The sequence below is a fragment of the Streptomyces sp. Root431 genome (assembly GCF_001426585.1).
In the GTDB taxonomy this organism is placed as follows: domain Bacteria; phylum Actinomycetota; class Actinomycetes; order Streptomycetales; family Streptomycetaceae; genus Streptomyces; species Streptomyces stackebrandtii.
This window is the reverse complement of the sequence record NZ_LMEI01000001.1, coordinates 261,425-285,740: the sequence shown is the minus strand read 5'-3', so window position 1 is coordinate 285,740 and position 24,316 is coordinate 261,425. Positions and strand designations below refer to the sequence as shown.

15 protein-coding genes and 3 tRNA genes are annotated in these 24,316 nt (G+C 68.3%); 10 read left to right on the top strand and 8 right to left on the bottom strand.

The window, feature by feature from the left end; translation table 11 throughout:
* Positions 1-20 precede the first annotated feature (20 nt).
* From ASC82_RS01295 to ASC82_RS01280, 4 genes are all read right to left on the bottom strand, one after another.
* Positions 21-1,949: an ABC transporter ATP-binding protein gene (locus ASC82_RS01295; RefSeq protein ID WP_056640176.1), complete on the bottom strand. Its 1,929-nt coding sequence runs from the start codon at positions 1,947-1,949 to the stop codon at positions 21-23.
* Positions 1,949-3,646: an ABC transporter ATP-binding protein gene (locus ASC82_RS01290; protein WP_056640173.1), complete on the bottom strand. Its 1,698-nt coding sequence runs from the start codon at positions 3,644-3,646 to the stop codon at positions 1,949-1,951. Before ASC82_RS01290 ends, ASC82_RS01295 begins: the two co-directional genes overlap by 1 nt.
* A 213-nt stretch (positions 3,647-3,859) precedes the next feature.
* Complete coding sequence (locus ASC82_RS01285) at positions 3,860-5,299, bottom strand: FGGY family carbohydrate kinase (RefSeq protein WP_056640170.1); 1,440 nt, start codon at positions 5,297-5,299, stop codon at positions 3,860-3,862.
* 38 nt (positions 5,300-5,337) lie between these two features.
* Complete coding sequence (locus ASC82_RS01280) at positions 5,338-5,649, bottom strand: hypothetical protein (protein WP_056640168.1); 312 nt, start codon at positions 5,647-5,649, stop codon at positions 5,338-5,340.
* A gap of 136 nt (positions 5,650-5,785) precedes the next feature.
* On the opposite strand from ASC82_RS01280, the gene ASC82_RS01275 reads away from it, so the two are divergent.
* The 3 genes from ASC82_RS01275 to ASC82_RS01265 all read left to right on the top strand — a co-directional run bounded on the left by ASC82_RS01275 (position 5,786) and on the right by ASC82_RS01265 (position 6,178).
* Positions 5,786-5,858: transfer RNA gene (locus ASC82_RS01275), tRNA-Asn, on the top strand.
* Between the two features lie 5 nt (positions 5,859-5,863).
* Positions 5,864-5,936, top strand: a tRNA-Asn gene (locus ASC82_RS01270).
* 165 nt (positions 5,937-6,101) lie between these two features.
* Positions 6,102-6,178 (top strand) — tRNA-Ile (locus tag ASC82_RS01265).
* A gap of 643 nt (positions 6,179-6,821) precedes the next feature.
* Here the strand turns inward: ASC82_RS01265 and ASC82_RS01260 are convergent.
* Together ASC82_RS01260 and ASC82_RS30865 are read right to left on the bottom strand one after the other, a co-directional pair.
* The gene (locus ASC82_RS01260) at positions 6,822-7,679 is read right to left on the bottom strand and encodes a hypothetical protein (RefSeq protein ID WP_056640165.1); all 858 of its coding nucleotides are present in this window, start codon (positions 7,677-7,679) and stop codon (positions 6,822-6,824) included.
* Positions 7,680-8,905: 1,226 nt separating this feature from the next.
* Positions 8,906-9,220 (bottom strand): hypothetical protein, encoded by a 315-nt coding sequence (locus ASC82_RS30865; protein ID WP_242427512.1) that lies wholly within the window; start codon positions 9,218-9,220, stop codon positions 8,906-8,908.
* Between the two features lie 91 nt (positions 9,221-9,311).
* Between ASC82_RS30865 and ASC82_RS30860 the strand changes: the two genes are divergently transcribed.
* Positions 9,312-9,893 (top strand): L,D-transpeptidase family protein, encoded by a 582-nt coding sequence (locus ASC82_RS30860; RefSeq protein ID WP_242427511.1) that lies wholly within the window; start codon positions 9,312-9,314, stop codon positions 9,891-9,893.
* Between the two features lie 76 nt (positions 9,894-9,969).
* Here ASC82_RS30860 and ASC82_RS01245 read toward each other — a convergent pair whose 3' ends face one another.
* On the bottom strand, positions 9,970-11,505 hold the full coding sequence (locus ASC82_RS01245) for a peptidoglycan recognition protein (protein ID WP_242427510.1): 1,536 nt from the start codon (positions 11,503-11,505) through the stop codon (positions 9,970-9,972).
* Positions 11,506-11,846: 341 nt separating this feature from the next.
* Complete coding sequence (locus ASC82_RS01240; protein ID WP_079038971.1) at positions 11,847-12,353, bottom strand: hypothetical protein; 507 nt, start codon at positions 12,351-12,353, stop codon at positions 11,847-11,849.
* 1,325 nt (positions 12,354-13,678) lie between these two features.
* On the opposite strand from ASC82_RS01240, the gene ASC82_RS01235 reads away from it, so the two are divergent.
* The 6 genes from ASC82_RS01235 to ASC82_RS01210 all read left to right on the top strand — a co-directional run bounded on the left by ASC82_RS01235 (position 13,679) and on the right by ASC82_RS01210 (position 24,245).
* Positions 13,679-20,920, top strand: coding sequence for a DNRLRE domain-containing protein (locus ASC82_RS01235; RefSeq protein WP_242427535.1), 7,242 nt, complete (start codon positions 13,679-13,681; stop codon positions 20,918-20,920).
* Between the two features lie 92 nt (positions 20,921-21,012).
* Entirely contained in the window at positions 21,013-21,444 is a 432-nt protein-coding gene (locus ASC82_RS01230; RefSeq protein WP_056640158.1) for a hypothetical protein, read from the top strand.
* 4 nt (positions 21,445-21,448) lie between these two features.
* Positions 21,449-22,030, top strand: coding sequence for a hypothetical protein (locus ASC82_RS01225; RefSeq protein ID WP_056640155.1), 582 nt, complete (start codon positions 21,449-21,451; stop codon positions 22,028-22,030).
* A 476-nt stretch (positions 22,031-22,506) separates the two neighbouring features.
* On the top strand, positions 22,507-22,854 hold the full coding sequence (locus tag ASC82_RS01220) for a hypothetical protein (protein WP_242427509.1): 348 nt from the start codon (positions 22,507-22,509) through the stop codon (positions 22,852-22,854).
* A 78-nt stretch (positions 22,855-22,932) separates the two neighbouring features.
* On the top strand, positions 22,933-23,487 hold the full coding sequence (locus ASC82_RS01215; protein WP_056640149.1) for an RNA polymerase sigma factor: 555 nt from the start codon (positions 22,933-22,935) through the stop codon (positions 23,485-23,487).
* 83 nt (positions 23,488-23,570) lie between these two features.
* Positions 23,571-24,245 carry a hypothetical protein gene (locus tag ASC82_RS01210; protein ID WP_157863424.1) on the top strand — a complete coding sequence of 225 codons (675 nt, stop codon included), beginning with the start codon at positions 23,571-23,573 and terminating at the stop codon, positions 24,243-24,245.
* The last annotated feature ends 71 nt before the right edge of the window (positions 24,246-24,316 follow it).

Here is a 24,316-nt window from a genome sequence, read left to right as displayed (position 1 = left end):
ACACACAGGTCACGGCCCGGTCAGTCGACCTCGGCGACCGCCTGCGCGAACTGCGCCGCGTACAGCCGGGCATAGGCCCCACCGGACAGCAACAGCTCCTCGTGCGTGCCCTGTTCGACGATCGATCCGCTCTCCATCACCAGGATCACGTCCGCGTCCCGGATCGTGGAGAGCCGGTGCGCGATGACGAACGACGTGCGCCCGTGGGCCAGTCGGGCCATCGCCTTCTGGATCAGCACCTCGGTACGGGTGTCCACCGAGCTGGTGGCCTCGTCGAGGACGAGTATCACCGGGTCGGACAGGAACGCCCGGGCGATGGTGATCAGCTGCTTCTCGCCCGCGCTGACCCCGGCCCCGTCGTCGTCGATGACCGTGTCGTACCCCTCGGGGAGCGTACGGACGAACCGGTCGGCGTGCGCGGCCCGCGCGGCCTCCTCGATCTCCTCCCGGGTCACCTCGCGCGTCGCGCCGTACGCGATGTTGTCCGCGATGGTGCCGCCGAAGAGCCACGTGTCCTGGAGGACCATGCCGATGCCCCTGCGCAGGTCCTCGCGGGACATCTTCGCGATGTCCGTCCCGTCCAGGGAGATCCGGCCGCCCGTGACCTCGTAGAACCGCATCAGCAGGTTCACCAGGGTCGTCTTGCCGGCGCCCGTCGGTCCGACGATCGCGACCGTCTGGCCCGGCTCCACCGTGAGCGACAGGTCCTCGATGAGCGGCTTGTCGGCCTCGTAACGGAAGGACACCCCCTCCAGGGCTACCTTGCCCTTGAGGTCCACCGGGTGCTCGCTCGCCGGGGAGTCCGGCTCCTGCTCCTCCGCGTCGAGGAGCTCGAAGACCCGCTCCGCCGAGGCCACGCCCGACTGCACCAGGTTCGCCATCGACGCGACCTGCGTCAGCGGCATCGAGAACTGGCGCGAGTACTGGATGAAGGCCTGCACGTCACCGATGGAGAGCGTGCCGCTCGCCACCCGCAGACCGCCGACGACGGCCACCAGGACGTAGTTGATGTTCGAGACGAAGAACATCACCGGCTGCATCACACCGCTGTTGAACTGCGCCTTGAACCCGGCCTCGTACAGCGCCTCGTTCTGCTCGCGGAAGTCCTGAGCGGACTCCGCCTGCCGGCCGAAGACCTTCACCAGGTTGTGCCCGGTGTACATCTCCTCGATGTGCGCGTTGAGCGTGCCCGTGGACTTCCACTGCTGCACGAAGTGCGGCTGCGAGCGCTTGCCGATTTTCGCCGCGACGAAGACCGAGACCGGCACCGTGACGATCGCCACGAGCGCGAGCAGCGGCGAGATCCAGAACATCATCGCCAGCACGCCGACGATCGTGAGCAGCGAGTTGATCAGCTGGCCCATCGACTGCTGGAGCGTCTGCGAGATGTTGTCGATGTCGTTCGTCGCCCGGGACAGCACCTCGCCGCGCTTCGCCTTGTCGAAGTACGACAGGGGCAGCCGCGCCAGCTTCGTCTGGACGTCCTCCCGCATGCGGAAGACCGTCCGGTTGATCACCTTGATCGACAGGCGGGTGGAGACCAGCATGAGCAGGCCCGCCGCCACGTAGACCGCGAGGACCCAGAGCAGGACCTCGCCGACCGCGCCGAAGTCGATGCCCTGCCCGGGGGTGAAGTCGACCCCGGACAGCATGTCCGCCATACCGGAGTCGCCCGACGCGCGGAGCCCCGCGATCGCCTCCGCCTTCGAGGAGGCGTCGGCCGTCTGCCGCCCGACGACACCCGCGAAGACGAGGTCGGTCGCCTTGCCGAGGATCTTCGGCCCGACCACGGAGGCCGCCACCGACAGCACACCCGCGAGCAGCATCACCCAGAGCGTGGCGCGCTCGGGCGCCAGCTGCTTGAGCAGCCGCTTGCCCGAGTTCTTGAAATCCATCGACCGCTGGTCGGGGCCGCCACCGGCCATCATGCGTCCGCCAGGACCGGCCATCAGGCTGCCTCCGCCTCGGTCAGCTGGGAGAGCACGATCTCCCGGTACGTCTCGTTCTCCGCCATCAGCTCCTGGTGCCGGCCCGTGCCGACGACCCGGCCCTCGTCGAGGACGACGATCCGGTCCGCGTCCCGGATGGTCGCCACCCGCTGGGCGACGATCACCACCGTCGAGTCCGCGGTCTCCCGCCGGAGCGCCTCGCGCAGCAGGGCGTCCGTCTCGTAGTCGAGTGCCGAGAACGAATCGTCGAAGAGATAGATCTCCGGCTTCTGCACCAGCGTCCGCGCGATCGCGAGCCGCTGCCGCTGACCGCCGGAGACGTTCGTGCCGCCCTGCGCGATCGGGGCGTTCAGCCCGTTCTCGAGGGCGTGCCAGAGCTCCTCGTCGCTCGCGTCGGGCTTCCCGTACCGCAGGTTCGTCGCCACCGTCCCGGAGAACAGGTACGGCTTCTGCGGCACCAGGCTCACCGTCTTCGCCATCAGCACGGGGTCGAGCTTCCGCACGTCGACGCCGTCGACGAGGACCTCGCCGCCGGTCGCGTCGAAGAGCCGCGGGACGAGCCCGAGGAGCGTCGACTTGCCGCTGCCCGTGGACCCGATGATCGCGGTGGTCTCGCCGGGCCGGGCGACGAGCCCGACGTCCTTGAGGACCGACTCCTCGGCACCCGGGTAACGGAAGTCCGCGCTCTTGACCTCCAGGTGCCCGCGCCGGTCGAGGGTCGTCACCGGCTCGGCCGGCGGCACGACGCTGGACTCGGTCGCGAGGACCTCCTCGATGCGCTCGGCACACACCTCGGCCCGCGGCACCATCATGAACATGAAGGTGGCCATCATGACCGCCATCACGATCTGCATCAGATAGGCGAGGAACGCGGTCAGCGCGCCGATCTGCATCCCGCCGCTGTCGATGCGGTGCGCGCCGAACCACACGACGGCCACGCTGGAGACGTTCACGACGGTCATCACGACCGGGAACATCAGCGCCATCAGCCGGCCCGTCGCCATCGACACGTCCGTCAGATCGGCGTTGGCCCGCCGGAACCGCTCCTCCTCGTACCCGTCCTTCACGAAGGCCCGGATGACGCGGTTGCCGGTGATCTGCTCGCGCAGCACCCGGTTCACCGTGTCGAGGCGCTCCTGCATGGTCCGGAAGAGCGGCCGCATCCGCCGGACGATGAGGGTGACGGAGACGCCGAGGACCGGCACCACCGCGAGCAGCACGGCCGACAGCGGCACGTCCTGACCGAGGGCCATCACGATGCCGCCGACACACATGATCGGCGCGGAGACCATCAGGGTGAACGCCATCAGGACCAGCATCTGGACCTGCTGCACGTCATTGGTCGTACGGGTGATCAGCGAGGGCGCGCCGAAGTGCCCGAGCTCCCGGGCGGAGAACGACTGCACCCGGTCGAAGATCGCACCGCGTACGTCCCTGCCGAGGGCGGAGGCCGTCCGGGCGCCGTAGTAGACAGCCCCGATGTTGCAGACGACCTGCACGATCGAGACGCCGACCATCAGCGCGCCGAAACGCAGGATGTAGCCGGTGTCCCCGTTGACGACACCGTTGTCGATGATGTCGGCGTTCAGGGTCGGCAGGTAGAGGCTCGCGCAGGTCTGCAGGAACTGGAGCAGGACGAGCAGCGCGATGGGTTTTCGGTAGGGCCGGAGGTGGGTTCGGAGAAGTCTTATGAGCACGGGACCTACTATCGCCCGCACCCTTCCGCGAGACGACTCGGTTTCCGGGGCAGGGACGAGCCCTGGGAAAGACTTTACGAACGAGGGGTTTGGGGACGGCGCCGACGACCGAGGTCCCTCGGGCGGATCCGCTGCCCGGGAGCGGACCGGCTACCGACTACGGCCTACCGACTACCGCCTACGGCCTACCGGCTACGGCCTACCGACTGCTGACTACTGCCCGAAGGCTCCCGGGTGGATCTGCTCCCGCGTGGCCACGTACTGCTGCCGCACGGCCTGCCCCGCGGCCAGCTCCTCGCCCGGCTCCAGGACCTGCGCGGCCGCACCCTGCCAGGCCGGGGGAGCGGAGGGCGACAGCGTGCCGTGCGCGACCCCGAGGGCCCAGGCGGCCTGCCGGGCCGCGCCGAGCGCCGCGTAGTCGGCCGGCTGGGGGACGACGACCTGAGCGCCGAAGAGGGCCGGAGCGAGGGCCTGGACGGCCGGGAGGCCGGCCGCGGCGCCGAGCAGGAAGATCCGCCGCACCTCGACCCCGCGCCCGCGCAGGACGTCCATGGCGTCGGCGAGCGCGCAGAGCATGCCCTCGAACGCGGCCCGCGCCAGGTGCTCGGGCTTCATCGACTCGCGCCGCAGCCCGCTGAGCGTGCCCGCGGTGTGCGGCAGGTTGGGGGTGCGCTCGCCTTCGAGATACGGCAGGAGAACGAGCCCGGAGGCGCCGGGCGTCGACTTGAGCGCGAGCGCGGACAGCTCGTCCAGCGACTCGGCGCCCAGCATCTCGGCGGTGCCGCGCAGGGCCCGCACCGCGTTGGAGGTGGGGACGACGGGCAGGTGCATGCCGGTGGCGTCGGCGAAGGAGGTGATCATGCCGCCGGGGTCGGCGAGGGCCTCGTGGTGGACGGCCATCACGGAGCCGGAGGCGCCGAGCGAGACCACCGCGTCGCCGGGGCCGAGCCCGAGGCCGAGCGCGGCGGCCATCGTCTCGCCGGTACCGGCGGAGATCAGGAGCCCCTCGGGGGTGGTGCCGGCGGCCTCGGCCGGGCCGAGGACCTCGGGCAGCACGGCCTGGTGCCCGAGCGCCAGCTCCACGAGGTCGGGGCGGTACGCGCCCGTGCCGGGCGACCAGTAGCCGGTGCCGGAGGCGGCGCCGCGGTCGGTGGTGCGCCGGGCGGGGCGGCCGAGGAGCTGCCAGACCAGCCAGTCGTGCGGCTGGAGGACGGCCGCGGTCCGCTGGGCGTTCTCGGGTTCCGTACGGGCCAGCCAGCGCAGCTTGGCGACGGGCTGCCCGGACCCCGGGACGCAGCCCACGGCCTCGGCCCACGCCTGGCGGCCGCCCAGCGACTCGACGAGATCGGCGGCGGCGACCTGCGCCCGCTTGTCGTTGCCGACGAGCGCGGGCCGCACGAGACCGCCCTGCGCGTCGAGCGGCACGAGCCCGTGCTGCTGCGCGGAGACGCCGATGGCCTGCACGCCCTCCAGGAGCCCGCCGGTGGCGGCCTCCCCGAGCGAGAGCAGCCAGGTCTGCGGATCGACCTCGGCCGCCTTCGGATCGCCCTGGTGAGGGGCGTACCCCTGGCGCAGTACGGCACCCGTGTCCGCGTCACAGACGACGATGCGGGTGAATCCTGCAGAGCTGTCGAGTCCGGCGACTATCCCCATGGCACTTGATTCTGCCGCACGCGGGGGCCGGACGGGGATCAGGTGTTGGTGGTGCCCCAGTCGTCGTCCTCGACGCGCCCGTTCCCGCGGCTGCGCTCGCGCATCGCGTGGACCCGGTCGGTCACCGAGGACGGCAACTTGTCGCCCACCTTCTCGCCCACGACGTGCGCGGCCTTGCCCGCGACCTGCCGCCCTGTCTGGGCGGCGGACTCGGCGGCGTTGCGCACGGCCGGGTTCTGCGCGAAGTCCCTGGCCGACTTCTTCATCTGCTCGTAGCGCTCGCGTCCGGCTCGCGTGCCGATCACGTAACCGAGGGCAAGTCCCACGACGAACGTCAGCTTGTACCGCAAGGCTGCGATCCTTCCCTGGAGGCCCTGGGGATACCGATTGGCGGAGCACCCCCCTGCTTGCGCTAATGTATGTCTCGCAGCGAGCGAGCGCCCTCCCGGTTCGGCCGGACTGGGTACGTTCGATGCAACGCAGCAATCCCCTGTAGCTCAATTGGCAGAGCAGCCGGCTGTTAACCGGCAGGTTACTGGTTCGAGTCCAGTCGGGGGAGCGCGATCCCCTGTAGCTCAATTGGCAGAGCAGCCGGCTGTTAACCGGCAGGTTACTGGTTCGAGTCCAGTCGGGGGAGCAGAAGAAAAAGGGACCCTTCGGGGTCCTTTTTTGCGTCCGGGGGAACCATGTGCGGCGCGGCGCGGTCTTCATGGTCAGCAGAGCCGATCTTCCGGAGCAGGAGATCGTATGAGCGGCTATGCTGCGGCAGACGGCGCGCACACATGTACGCGCCTCACCGTTCGGGGCGGTAGCTCAGCCGGTTAGAGCAGCGGACTCATAATCCGTCGGCCGTGGGTTCGAGTCCCACCCGCCCCACCACCGCACGGTGCAGCAGAATCGATCTGACCAGGGACTTTTCCTGGTCGGACGACTCTCACCGCGCTCACACAGAGCCTTCGCCGTGGCGTCCCACCATTGTTGGGACAGAGTGTTTGGACGCGAGTGGTGCGACACGCCCAAGTCACCCGGACGCCGCAAGCCCGGCCCCGTCCAGCCCCCTGTGATCCACCCCACAGCCTCCGCCGTCGTGATCCGCGAGAGTACGAACCGAGCACCGCGAGGTTCGGCCGTGGGCCCCGGTGAACGGCACTGGGTCTCGACCCACAGGACGTTCAGCCGCCTCTCTTGGTGCACCGCTCATTGATCACCTCGGCAGCGTCGCCGTACACCGGCTCCGCGAGGACACCCACACCCGCTACGCCGCCTCCACCTCATTCCCGGCCTCGGCACCAGGAAGATTGCGCGCCTCACCGCCAAGGCCGTAGGCACGTCCTCGACCGACTCCGTACCACCTGCCAGTGCTGTGCCCAGGGCCTGGACGCCGACCGAACGGAAGAGTGCTGCCTGATTGGCGAGTGCTGCCGGAAGCGACTGTCCGCCTCAACCCGTGACCTACGTGTACTCGGCCCTCAAGTCGGCGCCGGAACAAGCCGCCTGTGCCCTGTCTGCGTGGAGGCGGACTCTATCGCGCTTCAGGGCTTCCGAAGACGAGCCTGGGAGTCATGTCGGAGAGTCCGCCCACCGGTTCGCCGGGCGGTAGCACCGCCCGCAGCTGCCGGTAGACCATGGCGATCCGGTCGGGCGTGTAGCCGCGGAAGTCCTCGGTCGCCTGCAGCACCAAGCCGCCGTCGGTCAGCTCCGTGACTGTCGTGAACGCTCCTGTGGCGCTTAGCGTGGCAGGGCCTCCGAGACGGCTCGCGACACCGGGCGAGCACACGGTGGTCCACGAGTAGCCGCGCAGCGTGGTGTCGAGCTCGGGGACGGTCTCGTCCTGGAACAACCCCAGCGAGGCTTCCAGAGCCGTCCGCTGAGTCGTCGTCTCGACATCGTCCGTCAAACACCCGAACAGACAGGTCTGCCCTGCCCCCTCCAGCCGGCGGCGCAGGAACGCGGTCCACTGCCGCTGGACGTCGGGAGAGTGATCCGGGGCGAAGAACTCCTCCGAGGATCGATCGGCCATGAGCCGCACCCACTCGGGGGCCTCGATGTCCCGCTCGGCGGTGACCTTCAACCAGGGGCCCGCGGGGTACCCGTCCGAACCGAGCCGCGTCAGCTTGAGTGTCACCTCGAAGGGGACCTTCTCAAGACCGTCGAAGAACGACTCCCACTCCGCCGGCGACCAGGCCCGGCTGGAACGCGTGCGCCTGCCACGGGCCGTTTTCGTGGTCAACAGACTTCCCCACAATTCGCCGGGTTCGCCGTACGGCACTCCCGACGTACCCAGCACCGCTCCACGCCCCGATAGGTCGAGGCCATGCACGAACGGGTCCAGTGCTGCCCCGCTCAAACTCCCGGCAGCGTCGATGAACCACTCCTCCACCAGGCGTCGGTAGCCTCCTCCTCCTTCCGGAAGGGCGTAGTTCAACTCCGCATGGACACTCGCATTGGGTGTGAACCTGCCAGCGTTTCCCACAGTGTTCCTTCCACTACGCAAGCTCGATCCGGCCTTGTCGAGGCCTCCTCCTTCTCGCGATCTCGCTTCATCAACGGCGGCACCTGGACCGGCCGCGATCGTCACCGTCGACGACTTCAACGGTGACCTCACTCCTGACCTCCTGTTCCAGGGCGCCGTCGCCGACCAAGGACTCATGCTCCGTAAGGGCAAGCCCTCCGGCAGAGATGTCGACCGCGACTCCCTGGTCACCTCCGCCAGTTCACTCACCGGAGGCTGGCTCAAGGCGGACAAGCCGTCCATCATCGGCATCCCCTACGTCAACCAGGCAGCCGCCGGCAGATATAGCCGAACTCGCGCAAGCGCACGGGGTCGGGCAGCCCGGTCCATGGGATCCGCACTCTGTACGGGGCGGAGCCTCTGCGCATGGGAAGGAGAATCTGCCGCGCGCAAGTCTGAGCCAACCTGCTGAGCTGGCACGACGCTCACACAGGCTGCCGAGCCGCCGGCGGATGGGACGGGTTTGGACAGGGTTTGGGCGCAAGGACAGGAAAGGACTTACAAGGATAGGAGAGAGTGAAGCACTTACACCCATCCTGACCAGGCGAAACGTCAATCCTGATCACTGAACGCCAAGGGCCGCCAAGATCCCAAAGACTCACAATCCGTCGGCCGTGGGTTCGAGTCCCACCCGCCCCACCATAGAAAAACGTTCTGACCTGCGAAGACGCCCCGGAAGGGGTGCTTTCGCGTGCGGCGATCGCCTCGCGTCGGTGAGGCGAAACGCGTGCTTCCGGTCTGCCCCACCGGGCCTTGACCTTCTTGGCCTGGGGTTTGGGTGGAACCTGGGTGTGGAGCCACGACGATGATCCCATGGCGATCCCGAGGCCCCCGCGTGTGACACGCCGCACACTGTGCTGAATGTTTGCTCCTTTGAACTCATCGCCGAGGTGAGTCCGCTGTGGCGTGGGCAGCACCAGACCAGGCTCGCGGTCCGGAACGTGGCCGGCGCCGCCGGCGACTGTCCGTAATGTCTGCTGCTTGGTGTCGACGAGCGCGGAACCTGTATAACCGGGCCGCATTGACGCGCGGTGGTGTTCGCCGCGCTGTTTCGACGAACCGAGGATTGATTCCGTGCTGCGTTCTTCCCGTAGCTATGCGTCCGTGCTGGCCGTCGTGGGGGCGATGACTCTCGTATCGGCCTGTGGCGACCAGAAGGAGCCCGCCGGTTCCGCGGTCTCCGCCGCGCCTGGTGCCGACCTGGACGACCAGGCCGCGGGGGACAGCTCGGCGCCGGCGAGTCCGGACGCCTCGCCCTCCGCCACCACCTCGGCGTCACGCTCCGCATCTGCTGCCACCTCGGCGGAACCCTCTGCCTCGGTGTCACCCTCCACCTCGGCATCCCCCTCCGTGGCGCCCTCCGCGTCCCCGTCCGCCTCTGCCGAGCCGTCCGGAAGCACGGCTCCCACGACGAAGCCCGCGGGTACCTCGGTCGGCGGCGGGACGGGCAGCGGGTCCGGGGGGCAGACGTCCGCGCCCGCCGTGGCGCCGGATTTCCCCGTGCCGGTGGAAGTGGGGAACGCGACGCAGGTCATCACGGTCAAGGCCGGCGGCTCGTACGCCACTGTCACCGCGTGGCAGAAGGGCTCCTCCGGCTGGAAGGCGCAGTTCTCCACGAGCGCCGGACGCGTCGGCTCCAACGGTGTCGTGGACGGCGCGACCCGCCGGCAGAGCACGTACACCACGCCCTCGGGCACGTACACGATCACCGAGGGCTTCGGGGTCGAGTCCGGTGGGACCGCCATGCCGTACACCAAGGTCGACGACCGCCACTGGTGGGTGCAGGACCCGGAGTCGAAGTTCTACAACCAGATGCATACCGCGGAGGGTGCGGACTTCCCGCTCACCGAGTCCGGAGAGCGCGGTAGCGAGCATCTGATCAACTACCCGACGCAGTACGCCAAGGCGCTGGTCATCAACTTCAACCGGTGGCCCGCCGTGCCCGGCCGCGGTGCCGGGATCTTCCTGCACGTCAACGGAAACGGCGCGACGGCCGGCTGTGTGTCGGTGCCGCGGGCGACGATGGACCGCTTCATGGGCTGGGTCAAGCCGTCGGCGAACCCGCGGATAGCCATCGGCTGAGTCGCACCGTGCGACGCCAGGCGGCCGGGACCTGTGAGGGTCCCGGCCGCCGGTGTGTTCGTGGTGGTCGTGCTCGTCAGTTTCCGGTGGCGTACGGGGAACTGCCCGCGGCCGTACGGATTCCCGGGAGCGCGGAATAGAGGGTCGCGCCGGGACAGAGCGTGGCGTAGCCGTCGCGGTGTCCGGAGATGGTGTTCAGCGTGGCGGCTTGGCCCTTCGTCCACACGCCGGTGTCGGCGGCGGCGGTGAGTGTCACCTTGGCCTCCGGGTCGACGCCGTGCAGACCGAGCTTCCAGGCGGCGAGGTCGGCGATGGCCTTCTGGGCCGCGGCCGTCGGCGTGCCGCCGGTCTCGTAGTTGCCGAGCAGGGAGATGCCCGAGGAGTAGCTGTTGAACCCGTAGGTGTGTGCCCCGAGGACGGGCCGGTCCACGCCGCCCGCCCGGCCCTCGAAGACCGTTCCGCACTTGTCGACGAAGAAGTTGTAGCCGATGTCGTTCCAGCCGTTCGTCCGCACGTGGTACGTGAGGATCGCGCGGATGATGGCCGGAGAGTCGGCGCAGGTGTAGTCGTTCGTCCCGGCGGTGTGGTGGACGAAGACGGCGTCGACCTTGTTCAGGTACGAGGGCGGGTCTTGGACGAGCGACTCGTCCGCGCCCCAGTCGGCACGGCTGACGATGGCGGGAGCGGTCGGAGCGGTCGGAGTGGTGGTGCTGGGTGCGGGGGTTTGGGGCGGCTCGGTGGTGGGAGCGGGTCCGGTGGGCTCCTGCGTGGGCACCGTGCTGGGGGTCGGGTCCGTAGGGGCTTCGCTGGTGGGGGGCTCGGTCGAGGGTCCTTCGGTGGGCCCGTCGGTCGGAGTCCCGGTGGGTGCGTCCGTCGGCGCGTCCGTCGGGTCCGTGCCCGGGGCGGACTCGGTCGGGGCGGTGGACGGAGTCGGGTCCTCGGGCGTACCGGTCGAACCCGTCGGCTCCTCGGTCGGAGGCTGCGATGCCTCGCCGCTGCCGGAGTCCCCTGTCGTGTCGCCAGGAGTGTTGCTGGGCGCGACTGTCGTCGACGCGTCGGTCGGTGCGGGATCGGAAGGCTCCGGTGCGGGGCCGGTGGGGGTGGCCTGCGTGGCGTCGGGAGAGACGGTGGGCTTGCCGCCCCCCTTTCCGCTCACCTTCCTGCCGTCGCTGCCCTTGCCCTTGACGGTCTCGCCGGGGTCGATCATGTCGAGGCGGAGCGCATCGGGCACCGCGGTCTCTTCGCCGTCTGCGACGACCCGCGCCTCGACCCCGTCCGACGGGCCGACCCACAGCGGCTCCGAGGCGCCCCGCACGTCCGGCTCTTCGCCCTCGGTGGATTCCGGCGCCCGTACGTCGAGGTCGAGGTCCCGCCATTCGCTCCACTCGCCGGTGGCGGCCTTGCGGGTACGGATCTGAGCGGTGCCCTCGAAGGTGTCGCTGCTGTCCGCCCACGAGACGCCGATGAGCGAGAACGTCTGTGTCCCGGTGCGCGGGAGCGCGCGCTTCCTGGGGTCCTTGCCGTCCAGGGCCAGCACGTGCGCCTTCGCCGACTGCGTCCCCTCACCCGGCCCGGTGTCCTCGCCACCGGCCGAGGCGGCGACGGCGGTCACCCCCGTGCCTCCCAGGACGACGACTCCTGCCGCGAGCCACGTCGCGTGCTTCTTACCGTTCGCCCGCCTGGCGCGGGCTCCTCTTGGACTCAATGTCCCATCCCTTGTGAGCAGCTGATCAGTATGCGCGGTGGCCGGTCGCCGACGGCTGTTCATGCCGTGGTACGGGAAACGAGGTCGGCAGCACGGATTCAGAAACCCTTCGGCGTCAATCGCATTGTGGTTTCCGAGAGTTCGAACCCCGAATGCCCGCCGCACAGCTCGGCGGTTATACACGATCTGCCCGCTCCGGTGCACCCGAGCGCGCAAACCGGACAGTGAGTTCCCTGAAGTCGGGCCCGTCAGTCTTCGCCGTCGCCGGAAAGCAGCTCGCCGGAATTCGGCTCGCCGGTAAGTGGCTCGCCGGAACACGTGGCGCGTCCGAACTCTCCCGTGGCGGTGGCGCGCTGGACGTGCTTGCCGCGGATCGCCAGTGTGCAGGCCGCCTGTCCGCCCTTTCCATCGAGGACGACAGCGACGGTCGGGGCCTTGCCGAGAGGCGCCCGAACTGACTTCCTCCAGGGGAGGGTGACGTCCTTCTCGACCGTGTCCATGCCGTCCTCGCTGCGAGCGGCGTAGGAGATCTCGGCGGTCCCCGTGCCCGTGACCTCGTACATCACCTCGACCGTTGGCGCAGCTTGCGGCCTCGGCTGCTCATCGGTGTCGAGCATGCCGTAGCCCGCCAATCCTAGGCAGGCGAGCAGGACGATTCCGGCGACCAGCAGCCCCCGCCGGTCCGGCGAGCCCTCGGTGCTCTCGTGTTCGCTCTCCTGCTGTTCGGTGTTTACAGCGATTTCGCTGGATGGCATGAAAGGGCCCGGCTTCCGATGGACTGACAGATGAATCGGGCGGTTATACACCACGCCACCGGTCAGGCGCGAGCGGGCGGAAGAATCGGGCGAACAGAACCCCTTCAGGGCGCTCGATTGTCCCTAATGTCACCAGGGTTGACTTGACGTCAGAAGGCTGACTAGAAACCCCACCGCGACTCCGCGAGCTCGCATCCTTTCTGCTTCTCGCGATGGGGCTCGCATTGCACCAAGCCGGGCGGAAACCTCCGCTCCGGCTCGTTCGGCGTGCCCATTTCGCGTGCAGTGGCGCGAGCGCGCCGATACCGAAAGGTTTCGTGGTGAAAGTTCCACACAGGAGAATCCTCTCCTGTCTGGTCGTATCGGCGATAGCGGGCACGCTGTTGCCGCAGGCCGCATATGCGGCTCAATCATCGCCGTCCACGGGCGACGACACCGGTGTCTTCGACACGATCTCGGGCTGGTTCTCGGACGACGGTGAGGAACCGGCTGTTCCGCCCGTCGGCGGGGCGTCGGAGATACCCAGCCGGGAGAAGCTGCCGAAGGGCGAGAAGCTCCCGAAGGCGAAGCGGGTCAAGGAGCTGACGGACAGGCGCACCTCGCAGGCGCGTTTCTGGCAGCTCTCCGACGGCCGCATCGAGGCCGAGCTGACGGCGGTGCCGACCTCGTACCGGTCCGGGAGTTCCTGGAAGCCGGTCGAGACCACCGTGCGCGCCACCCGCGACAAGGGCTTCGACTTCGCCAACACCGCGAACGCCGGGAAGAGCTGGTTCGGCTCCGACGCGGAGAAGTTCATGCGCTTCGAGGCGGAGGGCGGCGGGGCGGTCACGTTCGGCCTGACCGGCGCAGGCGTCGGCGCGCTCAAGCCGGAGGCGAAGGGCGACCGGGTCGTCTACAAGGACGCCGTCTCCGGCGCGGACCTGTCGTACCGGGTCGGCAACGGCCAGGTGAAGGAGGACATCGTCCTCGCCGAACGCCCGGCAGGACCGGTGTCGTTCACCTTCGCCCTGGGCACCGAGGGCGGTCTGACGCCGAAGACCCGCAAGGACGGCTCGATCGCCTTCTTCGGCGAGGCTCCGGGTACTCCGGTGATGGTGATCCCGGCTCCGTACATGACGGACGCCAAGAAGGATCCGCAGTCGGTCACCGGCGGCACCTACAGCACCAGGGTCAGCCAGAAGCTGGTCCGGGACGCCGATGGCAAGGGCTGGAAGCTGACCGTCACGCCGGACGCGAACTGGCTCGCGGCGAAGGAGCGGCAGTACCCGGTCGTCATCGACCCGACGATCACGATCACGCCGATCGCCTCGGTCTCCGAGGACACGATGGTCCTGTCGGACCAGCCGGCGGCGAACTTCAACAACACCTGGAAGCTGTCGGTCGGCAAGACGGACACCGGCATCGCCCGCTCGCTGATCAAGTTCCCGCTGAGCGAGATCCCGGCGGGGGTGAAGGTCGACGCGGCCCGGCTGAGTCTGTACTACGACCAGTCGCACACCACCAACGCCAACGCGGTCGCCCTCGAAGCACACCGGGCCACCGGGGCCTGGAGCGAGGCGGGGGCCACGCCCGCGACCTGGTCCAACACCAGCGCGCTGGTCGGCGAGTTGTCCGGCACCACCGTGCAGCTGGACGACGGTGACGCCGGTACGGCGGCGGTCGGCGAATGGCCGCGCGGCACCACCACCGGCGGCGCGGCGACCAACGACGACTACGCCTTCAACAAGAACGCGCTCGCCGGCGAGTCGTACACCTGGCAGCCGAGGGTCCCGGAGACCGACACCTACCGGGTGGACGTGCACTACCCGGCCGCGGCGGACGCGGCCACGGCCGCCCCGTACACCGTCACCCACAACGGCGGCACCAAGAACTACACGGTCAACCAGACCGGCACCGGCGGCGTCTGGAAGACCCTGGACGCGGCGGAGCTGAGCTTCGCCAAGGGCAACGCCGGGAAGATCGTCCTGGGTGACACCGGCTCGGCCACGACCCGGAGCCTCGCGGACTCGGTGCGGCTGGTGAACCCCTCCGAGATCACCAAGGCCGCCTGGGACTACAACAAGTGGCACGACTTCCCCGTCGCCGACACGGTCCAGAAGTGGGTCTCGGGCACGGCCGTCAACCACGGCTTCGTGCTCAAGGCCAAGGACGAGTCGGGCACCGCCCCGACCGGCGGCCCGCGCTACGAGGCGGCCGACGGCAACGCCTACGGCGACGAGACCTCCACGTACCCGCGCCTGACGGTGACCTACGGGGCTGTCGGCACGTCGTTGAACTCGCCGACCGTGGTCCACTCCACCGGTCCGGAACTCTCCTGGCCCGCGTACGCCAACGGCAGCGGTGACACCGGTCTGGACATCGTCGAGTACCAGCTGCACCGCTCCACGCAGCAGGTCTTCACCCCGTCCGCCGCGACGCTGATCGCCCCGCTCGCGTCGACCACGACCGCGTACACGGACACCACGGCGGTACCGACCCCGGACTCCAGCTCCAGCGAGATCGGCAAGTCGTACTACTACCAGCTCGCGGTCAAGACGAAGAACGGCCAGCTGCTCGGCTCGCCGACCCGCATCGTGGGCATCCCCAAGGCCGGCCGGACGATGAAGATCATCCAGGCGGGTCAGGTCGACACCACGCTGTCCTCGCAGCAGCCGACCGTCAACCACGACGGTCTGGTCTCCGGCAAGGCGCAGACCTGGCTGAGCGTCGGCAACAACTCCGGCACGTACGGCAAGACCCGCGCCGCCCTGAAGTTCCCCACCACGTCCATCCCCACCACCGCCACGGTGCTGGAGAACAAGATGTACATGTGGGGAGCGGAGACCACCAGCACCACCAACGGCGCGATCTACGAACTCCACTCCCTGACCCGGGACTTCACCGAAACCCAGGCCACGTGGAACAACGCCAACTCCACCACCCCGTGGACCACCGCCGGCGGTGACTTCTCCGCCACCGTCTCCGACACCGTCCCGCAGATCACCGACGAGGTCGGCCGCCACTGGTGGGACGCCACCGGGCTCATGCAGTCCTGGGTCAAGACGCCCGCCAACAACAAGGGCGTCTTGGTCAAGCTGAAGGACGAGACCACCACCGGCCCCCAGGAACGCACCCTGTTCCTGTCCGCCGAGGCCTCCGACCCGCAGCTGCGCCCGTACATGCAGGTCATCTACGTCGACTCGACCACCGAGGACACGTACTACGCGCCGACCACCCCGGCGCGGATGACGCCGAACACCACGTACACGGTGGAGTTCACGGTCACCAACACCACGTCCGCCGCGTGGGCGGCCGGTGAGCGCGAGCTGTCCTACACCTGGAAGCTCCCCGACGGCACGGATGTGACGACGGGCGGCAACCAGCTCAAGACCGCGATCCCGGCCCTGCTGCCGGGCAAGTCCGCCACGATCCAGGCTCAGGTCGCCACCCCGATCAACTCGGACTCCGGCAACAAGCGCAACGAGTACGTGCTCGGCTGGGACGTCCGCAAGATCTCCGACGGCAGCTGGCTCTCCGCCGGCACCGGCGGCATCCCGTCGCTGAAGCAGAACGTCGCGGTCGAGGACCCCACCTCCAACCTGCTGGGCCTGGAGAAGTTCTACGCCTACGCGGGCAAGAACACCGGCGCCGGGTCCACGGTCATGAACAACCTGGCCTCGGGCAACAACGTGTGGCAGTACAACGCGTTCAACAACCCCGGTCGGGGACTGAACACGTTCTTCCGCATGGCCTACAACAGCCAGGACACGAGTGACACGGTCGCCGGTCACGGCTGGTCGTTCCAGGCATCGGGTCCGATCCGGCTGGGCGCTCCGCTCGAGTTCCACCCCAAGCCCAACCCCACCGAGATCCGGCTTCCGGACGGCGACGGCACCACGCACGTCTTCCGCTGGGACGCCGCCAACAGCGTGTGGAAGGCGCCCGCGGGCGTCCACTTCAAGCTGACGATGAAGTCGGGCCTGGACTGTCGGCCCACCAAGGACGCGATCCCGGACGCCTGGACCATGACCAGGCCCGACGGGACCCGATTCCTCTTCGGCTGCGACGGCTACATGACGTCCACGGTCGACCGGAACGGCAACACCATGTCGTTCACCTACGAGGAGCGGAAGTCCAACAACAAGCCGACCAAGTTCCTCAAGTACATCACCGACCCGGCCGTCCGGCAGACCCTGGCCGTCGACTACTGGGAGAAGGGCCAGAGCGGCTACCAGTACGTCAACGACTCCGGTGTCCTGACCACGGACGCGGGATCGCTCAACAACTCGAAGATCTACGATCACATCCGCTCGGTCACCGACATCTCCGGCCGGAAGATCGAGTTCTTCTACACCACCAAGGGTCTGCTCGGGCAGTTCACCGACGGTGTGGGCTCGGCGCAGCCGAAGGTCTTCACGTTCACCTACGACGCCACGCAGGGCAACAAGAACGTCAAGCTGGTCAAGGCCACGGACCCGCGCGGTAATGCCACGCAGCTGGCGTACTACGCCCCGCAGGCCGGTGACGACCCGAAGTACCACTGGTGGACGAAGAGCGTCACGGACCGGCTCGCCTACGACACCGGCTTCACGTACGCCGTCAACGCGTCGAACAGCAAGTTCACCGACGCCAAGGTCACCGACGCCGAGTCGCACGCCACCTCTTACGTGGTCGACGACTTCGGCCGCTCGGTGCAGGTGACGAACGCCAAGTCCGAGATCACCAGGATCAACTGGGACGCGGACAACAACGTCACCTACCTGGAGGAGCCGAACGGCGCCAAGACGACGTTCTGCTACGACCCCAAGACCGGCTACCCCCTGCGGCAGTGGCACCCGGAGACCACGAAGTCCTGGTCGTCGGAGCAGCTGGTCTCGACGTACTTCTGTGATCCGGCGAACGAGGCCGGGCTGCCGAACGCCACGAAGTACGCGTACCAGACCCGCGTCGACGGCTACGCGGCCGATCTCGCCGCCAAGACCTCGCCCGAGGGCCGCCGCTGGCAGTTCGGCTACGACGCCTTCGGCAACCTGACGTCGGTCACCGACCCCAAGGGTGTCGCCACCGCCACGGTCGACGACTTCACCACGAAGCACGAGTACGACGGCTACGGGCAAGAGACCAAGTCCACAGACGCGAACGGCAACGCCACGACGTTCGGTGGATACGGCCCCACCGGGTACCCCGAGACCATCACGGACCCGGAGACCCACGCCACCACCTCGGCGTACGACGTGCGCGGCAACGTGCTCTCCGTCACCGACGCGCTGAACAAGGTGACCACGCAGACGTACGACACGTTCGGACGTCCGCTGGTCAGCGTGGTGCCGAAGGACCAGGCGGCCGGTGCGTACATCACCACTCCGGCCCCGCAGTACGACGCCAACGACAACGTCCTCAGGACCACCGGCCCCAACGGGGCGGTCTCGCTGGCGGTCTACGACGCGGCGGACCAGGTCACCACGGCCACCGGGCCGGACAACAACACCACGAACCGCAGGTCGACCTACACGTACGACAAGGTCGGCAACGTCAGGACGACCACCGAGCCGAAGGGCGTGGCGACCACCGCGGACGCCACCGACTTCGTGACCACGAACAACTACGACGCGATCTACCAGCTCATCAGCGTCGTCAACGCGCGTGGTGACAAGGTGTCGTACGAGTACGACAACGCCGGCAACCCGGTGCGGGTGATCGACCCCAAGAAGAACGCCACCGCCGACACCACCGACTACACGACCAAGACCGACTACGACCTGAACCACCGTGTCGTCAAGGTCACGGACGCGCTCGGCAAGTACACCACCACCACGTACGACAAGGACTCCCTCGCCGTCGCGACCACCGACAAGGAGGGCAACAAGTCCGAGGTGGTCTACGACGACCGGGCCAAGGTCGTCGAGCAGAAGACGCCGTACGAGGGCACGACGATCCGCAGCACGCGGTTCGAGTACGACCAGGTCGGCAACACCCTCAAGGTCGTCACCCCGCGCGGCACGGCCACGTCGAACACCGAGGACTTCGCCTCCCGCACGGAGTACGACAAGCTCAACCGTCCGGTCAAGAAGTACCAGCCGTACGACCCGGCGGACGCCCGCTACAACGATCCCAACGTCTACACGCAGACGTCCTACGACGAGATCGGCCGCGTGAAGAAGGTCTCCGCGCCGCCGTCCGAGGGACAGTCGACGCGCAACGAGACCGACTACACGTACTTCGACAACGGCTGGACCAGGACCTCGGTCGACAGCTGGGACATCCGCACCGAGTACGACTACGACAACAACGGCAAGCAGACCAAGCGGACGCTGACGGGCGCCGGCGGCTCCCCGTCCCGTACGCAGACCACGGACTACTGGCCGGACGGCACGCTGCGGACGCGTACGGACGCGCCGTCGGCCGGCGCCGACCGGAAGAACTTCGCGTACGCCTACGACGCGAACGGCAACCTGACCTCGATCGACGACACCTCCACGGGTGCACGGGTCGACGCCTACACGATGACCTACACGGGCCTCAACCAGGTCGACAAGGTCACCGAGGCGCTGGCCGGTCAGGAGCGGAAGTCCACCGCCTACACGTATGACGTCAACGGCCAGCCCGAAACGGTCAGCCACCCCGACCAGTACTCGTCGTACATCTACGACCTGCGGGAAATGGTCAAGACGGTCAAGGTCGGCAAGACCGCGGCCGACGCCTCCCCGAAGGTCTCCGAGTACACGTACACCGACCGCGGCCAGCGTCTGAAGGAGACCAAGGCCAACGGCAACACGGTCGACCACACCTACTACCTCAACGGGGCCGTCAAGACCCAGATCGAGAAGAAGCCCAACGGCACCCTCGTCTCCTCCCACGCCTACGCCTACGACCCGAACGGGAACAAGGCCCAGGACGTGGCGAAGAAGATGAACGCCGACGATCACTCGGCGCTTCTCGCCTCGACCACCGACTACAGCTACGACCCGGCCGACCGGCTCGCCAAGTCGGTCAAGACGGGCAACGGCGCCGGCACCGAGACGTACGTCCACGACGACAACGCCAATGTCATCAGCCAGAACGTCAAGGGTGTCGCCTCCGGCTTCACCTACGACCGCAACCGGCTGCTGACCGCCACCACCGGTGGGGCCACGGCGAACTACGCCTACGACGCCTACGGGCGGCTGGACAAGGTCACCTCGGGCGGCCAGACGATCGAGGACAACACGTACGACGGTTTCGACCACGTCATCGAGCACACCAAGATGCAGAGTGACGGCACGTCGAAGAAGACCACGTACGTGTTCGACCCGCTGGACCGCACCACCAGCAAGACCGAGGGCACGAAGACCACCGACTTCAACTACCTCGGCACCAGCACCGAGGTGCTGGACGAGCAGGTGGCAGGGGCGGTCACCAAGTCCTACCAGTACAGCCCCTGGGGCGAGCGGCTCTCGCAGATCAAGCACACCAGTGCCGGCGGCGAGGAACTCGGCGTCTACGGCTACAACAGCCACACCGACGCCGAAACCCTCACCGACAGCGCCGGTGACACCAAGGCCACCTACGGCTACACCGCCTACGGCTCCGACGACAAGTCCGAGTTCACCGGCATCGACAAGCCCGAGACGGCCAACCCCGACAAGGAGGCGTACAACCCGTACCGCTTCAACTCCAAGCGCTGGGATGCCGCCACCGGCACCTACGACATGGGGTTCCGCGACTACAACCCGGGGCTGAACCGCTTCACCACCCGGGACATGTACAACGGCGCGCTCGCCGACATGAGCCTCGGATCCGACCCGTACACCGGCAATCGGTACGCGTTCACCGGCGGCAACCCCGTCACCAACGTCGAGCTCGACGGCCACAGGACCGACGACGGCGGATCCACCCCCACCAGCGGTTGCGGCTCGCCCGGCTTCATCGGGCCGTGTGCGCCGACGTCGACCTCCAAGACCGCGGCATCCTCCATCACCTCGAACACGCACTACATGGCCCAGCTGATCATGTTCGGCTGGCTCGAAGCCCAGGCCATCAAGAAGTACGGCCCCGGCGGCGGATGGCGCGTTCAGATGGAGGCCCCCGTCGCGGGTGGCGCGAAGGAGGGAACGGGTGGCGAAGGCGCTGCCGACATCACCTACCAGGACGGGAACACCCTCTATGTCTGGGAGCTGAAGCACAAGGCGAAGCTTCCGTGGCTGAACAACCAGTACGCTCCCGCGGAGGGATACGGAATCGATGATGTCGACTGGTACGTCGACTTCATGAAGCGGGATTCGCGATACGCCGGGCTCGACGTCAAGCCGGGATTCCGGCTGCCGCATCCGCTCGTCGGTCCCGGCGGGAAACGAGGCCAGTTCCTCGAACTCGACAACTCCGACTTCTGGTCCGGTCAGCATGGAGTCGTCACGTATGAGGCGTTCTATCTGCCGACGTCCCGCACCCCCGGCCCCGTCACGGAACCGGCGACCGAACCGATGAAGGTGCCGACCGAGGTCAAGGCAGGTGCCGGCGCCCTCGCGGTCGGCGGCACACTGTGGTGGCTCGGGAAGCTTCTCTCCCCGGCCTGCGGGCCCGCGATGCCTGCGTGCGCCGTGGTCCTGTAACACTGAGCACGACCCCTGCCGGGCACACTGTCCGTGTGCCCGGCAGGGCCATATCCGCCTCGCCCAGGGCGGTCGCAACGATGGGAGTCACAGTGGGAGCATCCAGGTGGATCTATTTCACCGACAAGACCGACGATCCTCAGGTTGCGCTCGAGGATCTCCGCCAGCAGGTTTTCGAAGAGTCATGGCGGCATGAGGATCCCTACCCGGAAACAATTGAAGAACTGATCGACGGGGGAGGCCTGGAAGCCGAAGGAGCGCATTCCATCCTCGATGTCGATCGCGTGATCGTGTCGGACGACATTGATTACGAGGAGACCGGCACGATCAGGGTGGTTCATTACGAGGAGCTGATCGAGTACTTCGGTACGAATCAGCCGACGAGAGAGCGCATCGAGGACGTCTATCGAAAGTCCGCCTCGAACCTTCCTCCCATGTTCCGCGGCTCGGGTTGCTGCGCTCCCGTCTACAGCGACAAGGGAGACCGCGTGGGGCTGGTCTTCTGGGGAATGTCAGGAGACTGAACGCATGTTCCGACATCTAAGGCTTGCACTGGCCCAGTTCGCGGCGGGCAAAGGTCACAAGGGTGCACTGTCTCGCCTTCTGGCCGGTGACGATCTGCCCGGCACATGGACTGTGGTCGACGAGCGCACGTGGCTGACCGGACGAGCGGGAGCGTCGACGCCCTGGTCCGAAGCCGCACGCAAGAACGGCAGCGTCACCGCGTGGCGCTCCTATCACGACGGACGCGACCGCTGGGCGTGGATCCAGGTCGTGCCGCTGGCCTCCGAATCCGACGCGCATCGGGCACTGCGTGAGACGGGTGATCGGCTGCTCACCAATCCGCGTGCGGGAATCGGGATCACGGACGAGCGCGATGTCGAGGTGAAGCCGTTCGCCGGTGCGACGACGGTGTGGGCCCGCGAACAGCGAAGCCGCCATGCCGGCACGGGCGACTTCACCGGACTCACCTTGCTCCTTGCCGGCGTGGTCGGGAAGTACCTCGTCGTGCTCAGCCTGAGCGGCACTCCCCTCTGGGACTGGGACTCGGCATCGGTGCTGGCAGGGCGTCAGGCGGCGCTACTTGCTCAAGAGGTGGGTCGAGACTGAGCCCGTCGCAGCACGACGGGCCCCCTGGCGCAGGCTCCGGCCGCGTGGCGCAGGCTCCGGCCGCGTGGTGGGGCGGTCTGCCCGGCCGGCTGCCCGTCGATCCATGCGATCGGCGGGCAGGCCACGCTTCCGGATCGTGCGGCAGTGGCTTCGCGGCCGTAGCGGACGAATGCGTCGCCTGGGCCCGCGGGCCGCTCCCGGTACGGTCCGGCGGGGCCGTTCCCGCGATGTGGCGGTGATCACAGCCCGAAGCCGTGATGATCCCTGGGCTCGTTCCGCTGGATTCCGCGAGGGCCACGAAGAACCCAGTGCCCTCCGAGGACCACGGAGGACCGGTGACTGCGCCGGTTCGCGTACGAGGGGTGGGAATGATGGACCGCTTCGGTCGGACGCTGCGAGCTTCCGAGATGAGTGGGCATGCCGCCGATTTCGTCTCCCGCGCGACGGCGAGGGCGCGCTTGCCGCTGGACTACTCGGTGACCAGTCTGCGCATCGTGGACCGCGTGGTGGACGGGCTGAGACGGACGACCGACGACCCTTCCGATGTCAGGCAAGCCCTGCACGGGCTCGGCGCGTACGCCGGAGAGGTGTTCGTGCGCAGACACGGCGCGCGCTGGGTCGACTTCGACGAGGAGACCTACGGGCTCTTCCAACAGCCGGTCGGCGTGCGGAGCACGGACGGGCGGGCCTGGAACCCGTTGGGCAAGGTCGTGAACCGTTTCGAGCTGGGCGCCGCGGAGTCCGTGCACGAACTCTCCTTCCTGATCCCGGGGCGAGTCCGGACGTCCCCGCTCACGGGGTGTGCCGGCGGACGCGTAAGGTAACGGGCCGGGAAGGGGCCGACGGCGCCATCAGTTGCCGCGTTCCCAGACGACATCACGCAGGAAGATCGACTGGCACCGATGAAGGCTCACGACGTTGTGCTGGGGCGTGCTGTCGAGCGAGCCCAAGCCGGCGACGAGGAGGCCTTCGCAGAGGCTTATCGGATCGTGCACCCGGGGCTGCTGGGGTACTTGCGGGGGATGGTCGGGCAGGACGCCGAGGACGTTGCCTCCGACGCCTGGCTGGAGATAGCAAGGGACCTCGGGCGGTTCCGCGGTGACGGTGCGGGCTTCCGCGGTTGGACCGCGACCATCGCTCGTCACCGGGCGCTCGACCATCTCCGCCGCGTGCGTTCCCGTCCGCGCCACGACCTCTTCGACCAGGACGTGCTGGAACTGCCCGCGCAGCGGGACACGGCGGGCGAGGCCATGGAGACGCTGGCAACCGGACGGGTGTTAGGGCTGGTTGCCGGCCTCCCCCGGGAGCAGGCGGAGGCCGTGCTGCTGCGGGTGGTGGTCGGACTCGACGGGCCCACCGCGGCACGGGTACTGGGCAAACGGCCCGGTGCGGTACGGTCCGCTGCGCATCGCGGACTGAGACGACTGGCGAACCAGCTACGGGGAGGTGACAAATGAGGCGGGGCCGTGCACGGGACGACGACCACGAAAGCGACGCTGCGGCGGAGACGTTGGGAGCAGCCCTGCGTCCGAACCAGCCCGTGAGCGAGAACGAGGCGCACCAGGCGGTCGCCGCGTTCCGCGCCGCTCGCGACGCGGGCCTGCACTCGGGGCCGGGCGCGCCGCGGACGCGTCGCCGTGACGACTGGCGGCCGGTCACCGGCCGGCGTATCGGACCCTGGCCGAAGGCGGCGCTGATCGCGCTGGTCTCCGGCATGACGCTGGGCGGCGTGGCGGTAGCCACGGGCAAACTGCCGAATCCTCTTCCTGATCTGCCCGAACGCCGTCCCGAGCCGGGTGTCAGCACGCTCCTGCCGACGTCGCCCCAGGACGCTACTGCGTCCGCGTCCCCCGAGGAAGGCATCGCGTCCGCGTCGCCCTCGGAGCCGGCTGCGTCCACGGCACCCGTACGGGAGACCTCCGTGCCGGGTCCGACGGAATCGGAGCAGGTGCCGCCCGGCGCCGCGAAGAGTCACGAGGCGTTGTGCCGCGCGTACGAGCAGAGGAACGGACACGCGGGCGAGGCCTTGGACGCGACCGCTCTGCGGCGCCTGGTCGAGGCAGCAGGCGGGAAAGAGGCCGTGCCGGTCTTCTGCGAGAAGCTCACAGGCGGGTCCAAGGCCCGCGACAAGACCCCCCTTGAGGCGAGAGCCGACGGACAGGACCACGGCCGGAATCGTTCCGAGGACGAGAAGGACCCCGCCGACCGTCGCTAGGCGTGGGTCTCAGGGACGAGCCCGTGCACGGTTGCCTCGTGAGAAGCGCGTGCGTCGGGCCGGTGGGAGGG

What these genes read in the sequence shown, in the direction of transcription:
- ASC82_RS01295 (WP_056640176.1), bottom strand. Translation starts at nt 1,949, where the DNA reads ATGGCCGGTCCTGGCGGACGCATGATGGCCGGTGGCGGCCCCGACCAG.
- ASC82_RS01285 (WP_056640170.1), bottom strand. Translation starts at nt 5,299, where the DNA reads ATGGGGATAGTCGCCGGACTCGACAGCTCTGCAGGATTCACCCGCATC.
- ASC82_RS01240 (WP_079038971.1), bottom strand. Translation starts at nt 12,353, where the DNA reads ATGCCATCCAGCGAAATCGCTGTAAACACCGAACAGCAGGAGAGCGAA.
- ASC82_RS01235 (WP_242427535.1), top strand. Translation starts at nt 13,679, where the DNA reads ATGGTCCTGTCGGACCAGCCGGCGGCGAACTTCAACAACACCTGGAAG.
- ASC82_RS01225 (WP_056640155.1), top strand. Translation starts at nt 21,449, where the DNA reads ATGTTCCGACATCTAAGGCTTGCACTGGCCCAGTTCGCGGCGGGCAAA.
- ASC82_RS01215 (WP_056640149.1), top strand. Translation starts at nt 22,933, where the DNA reads ATGAAGGCTCACGACGTTGTGCTGGGGCGTGCTGTCGAGCGAGCCCAA.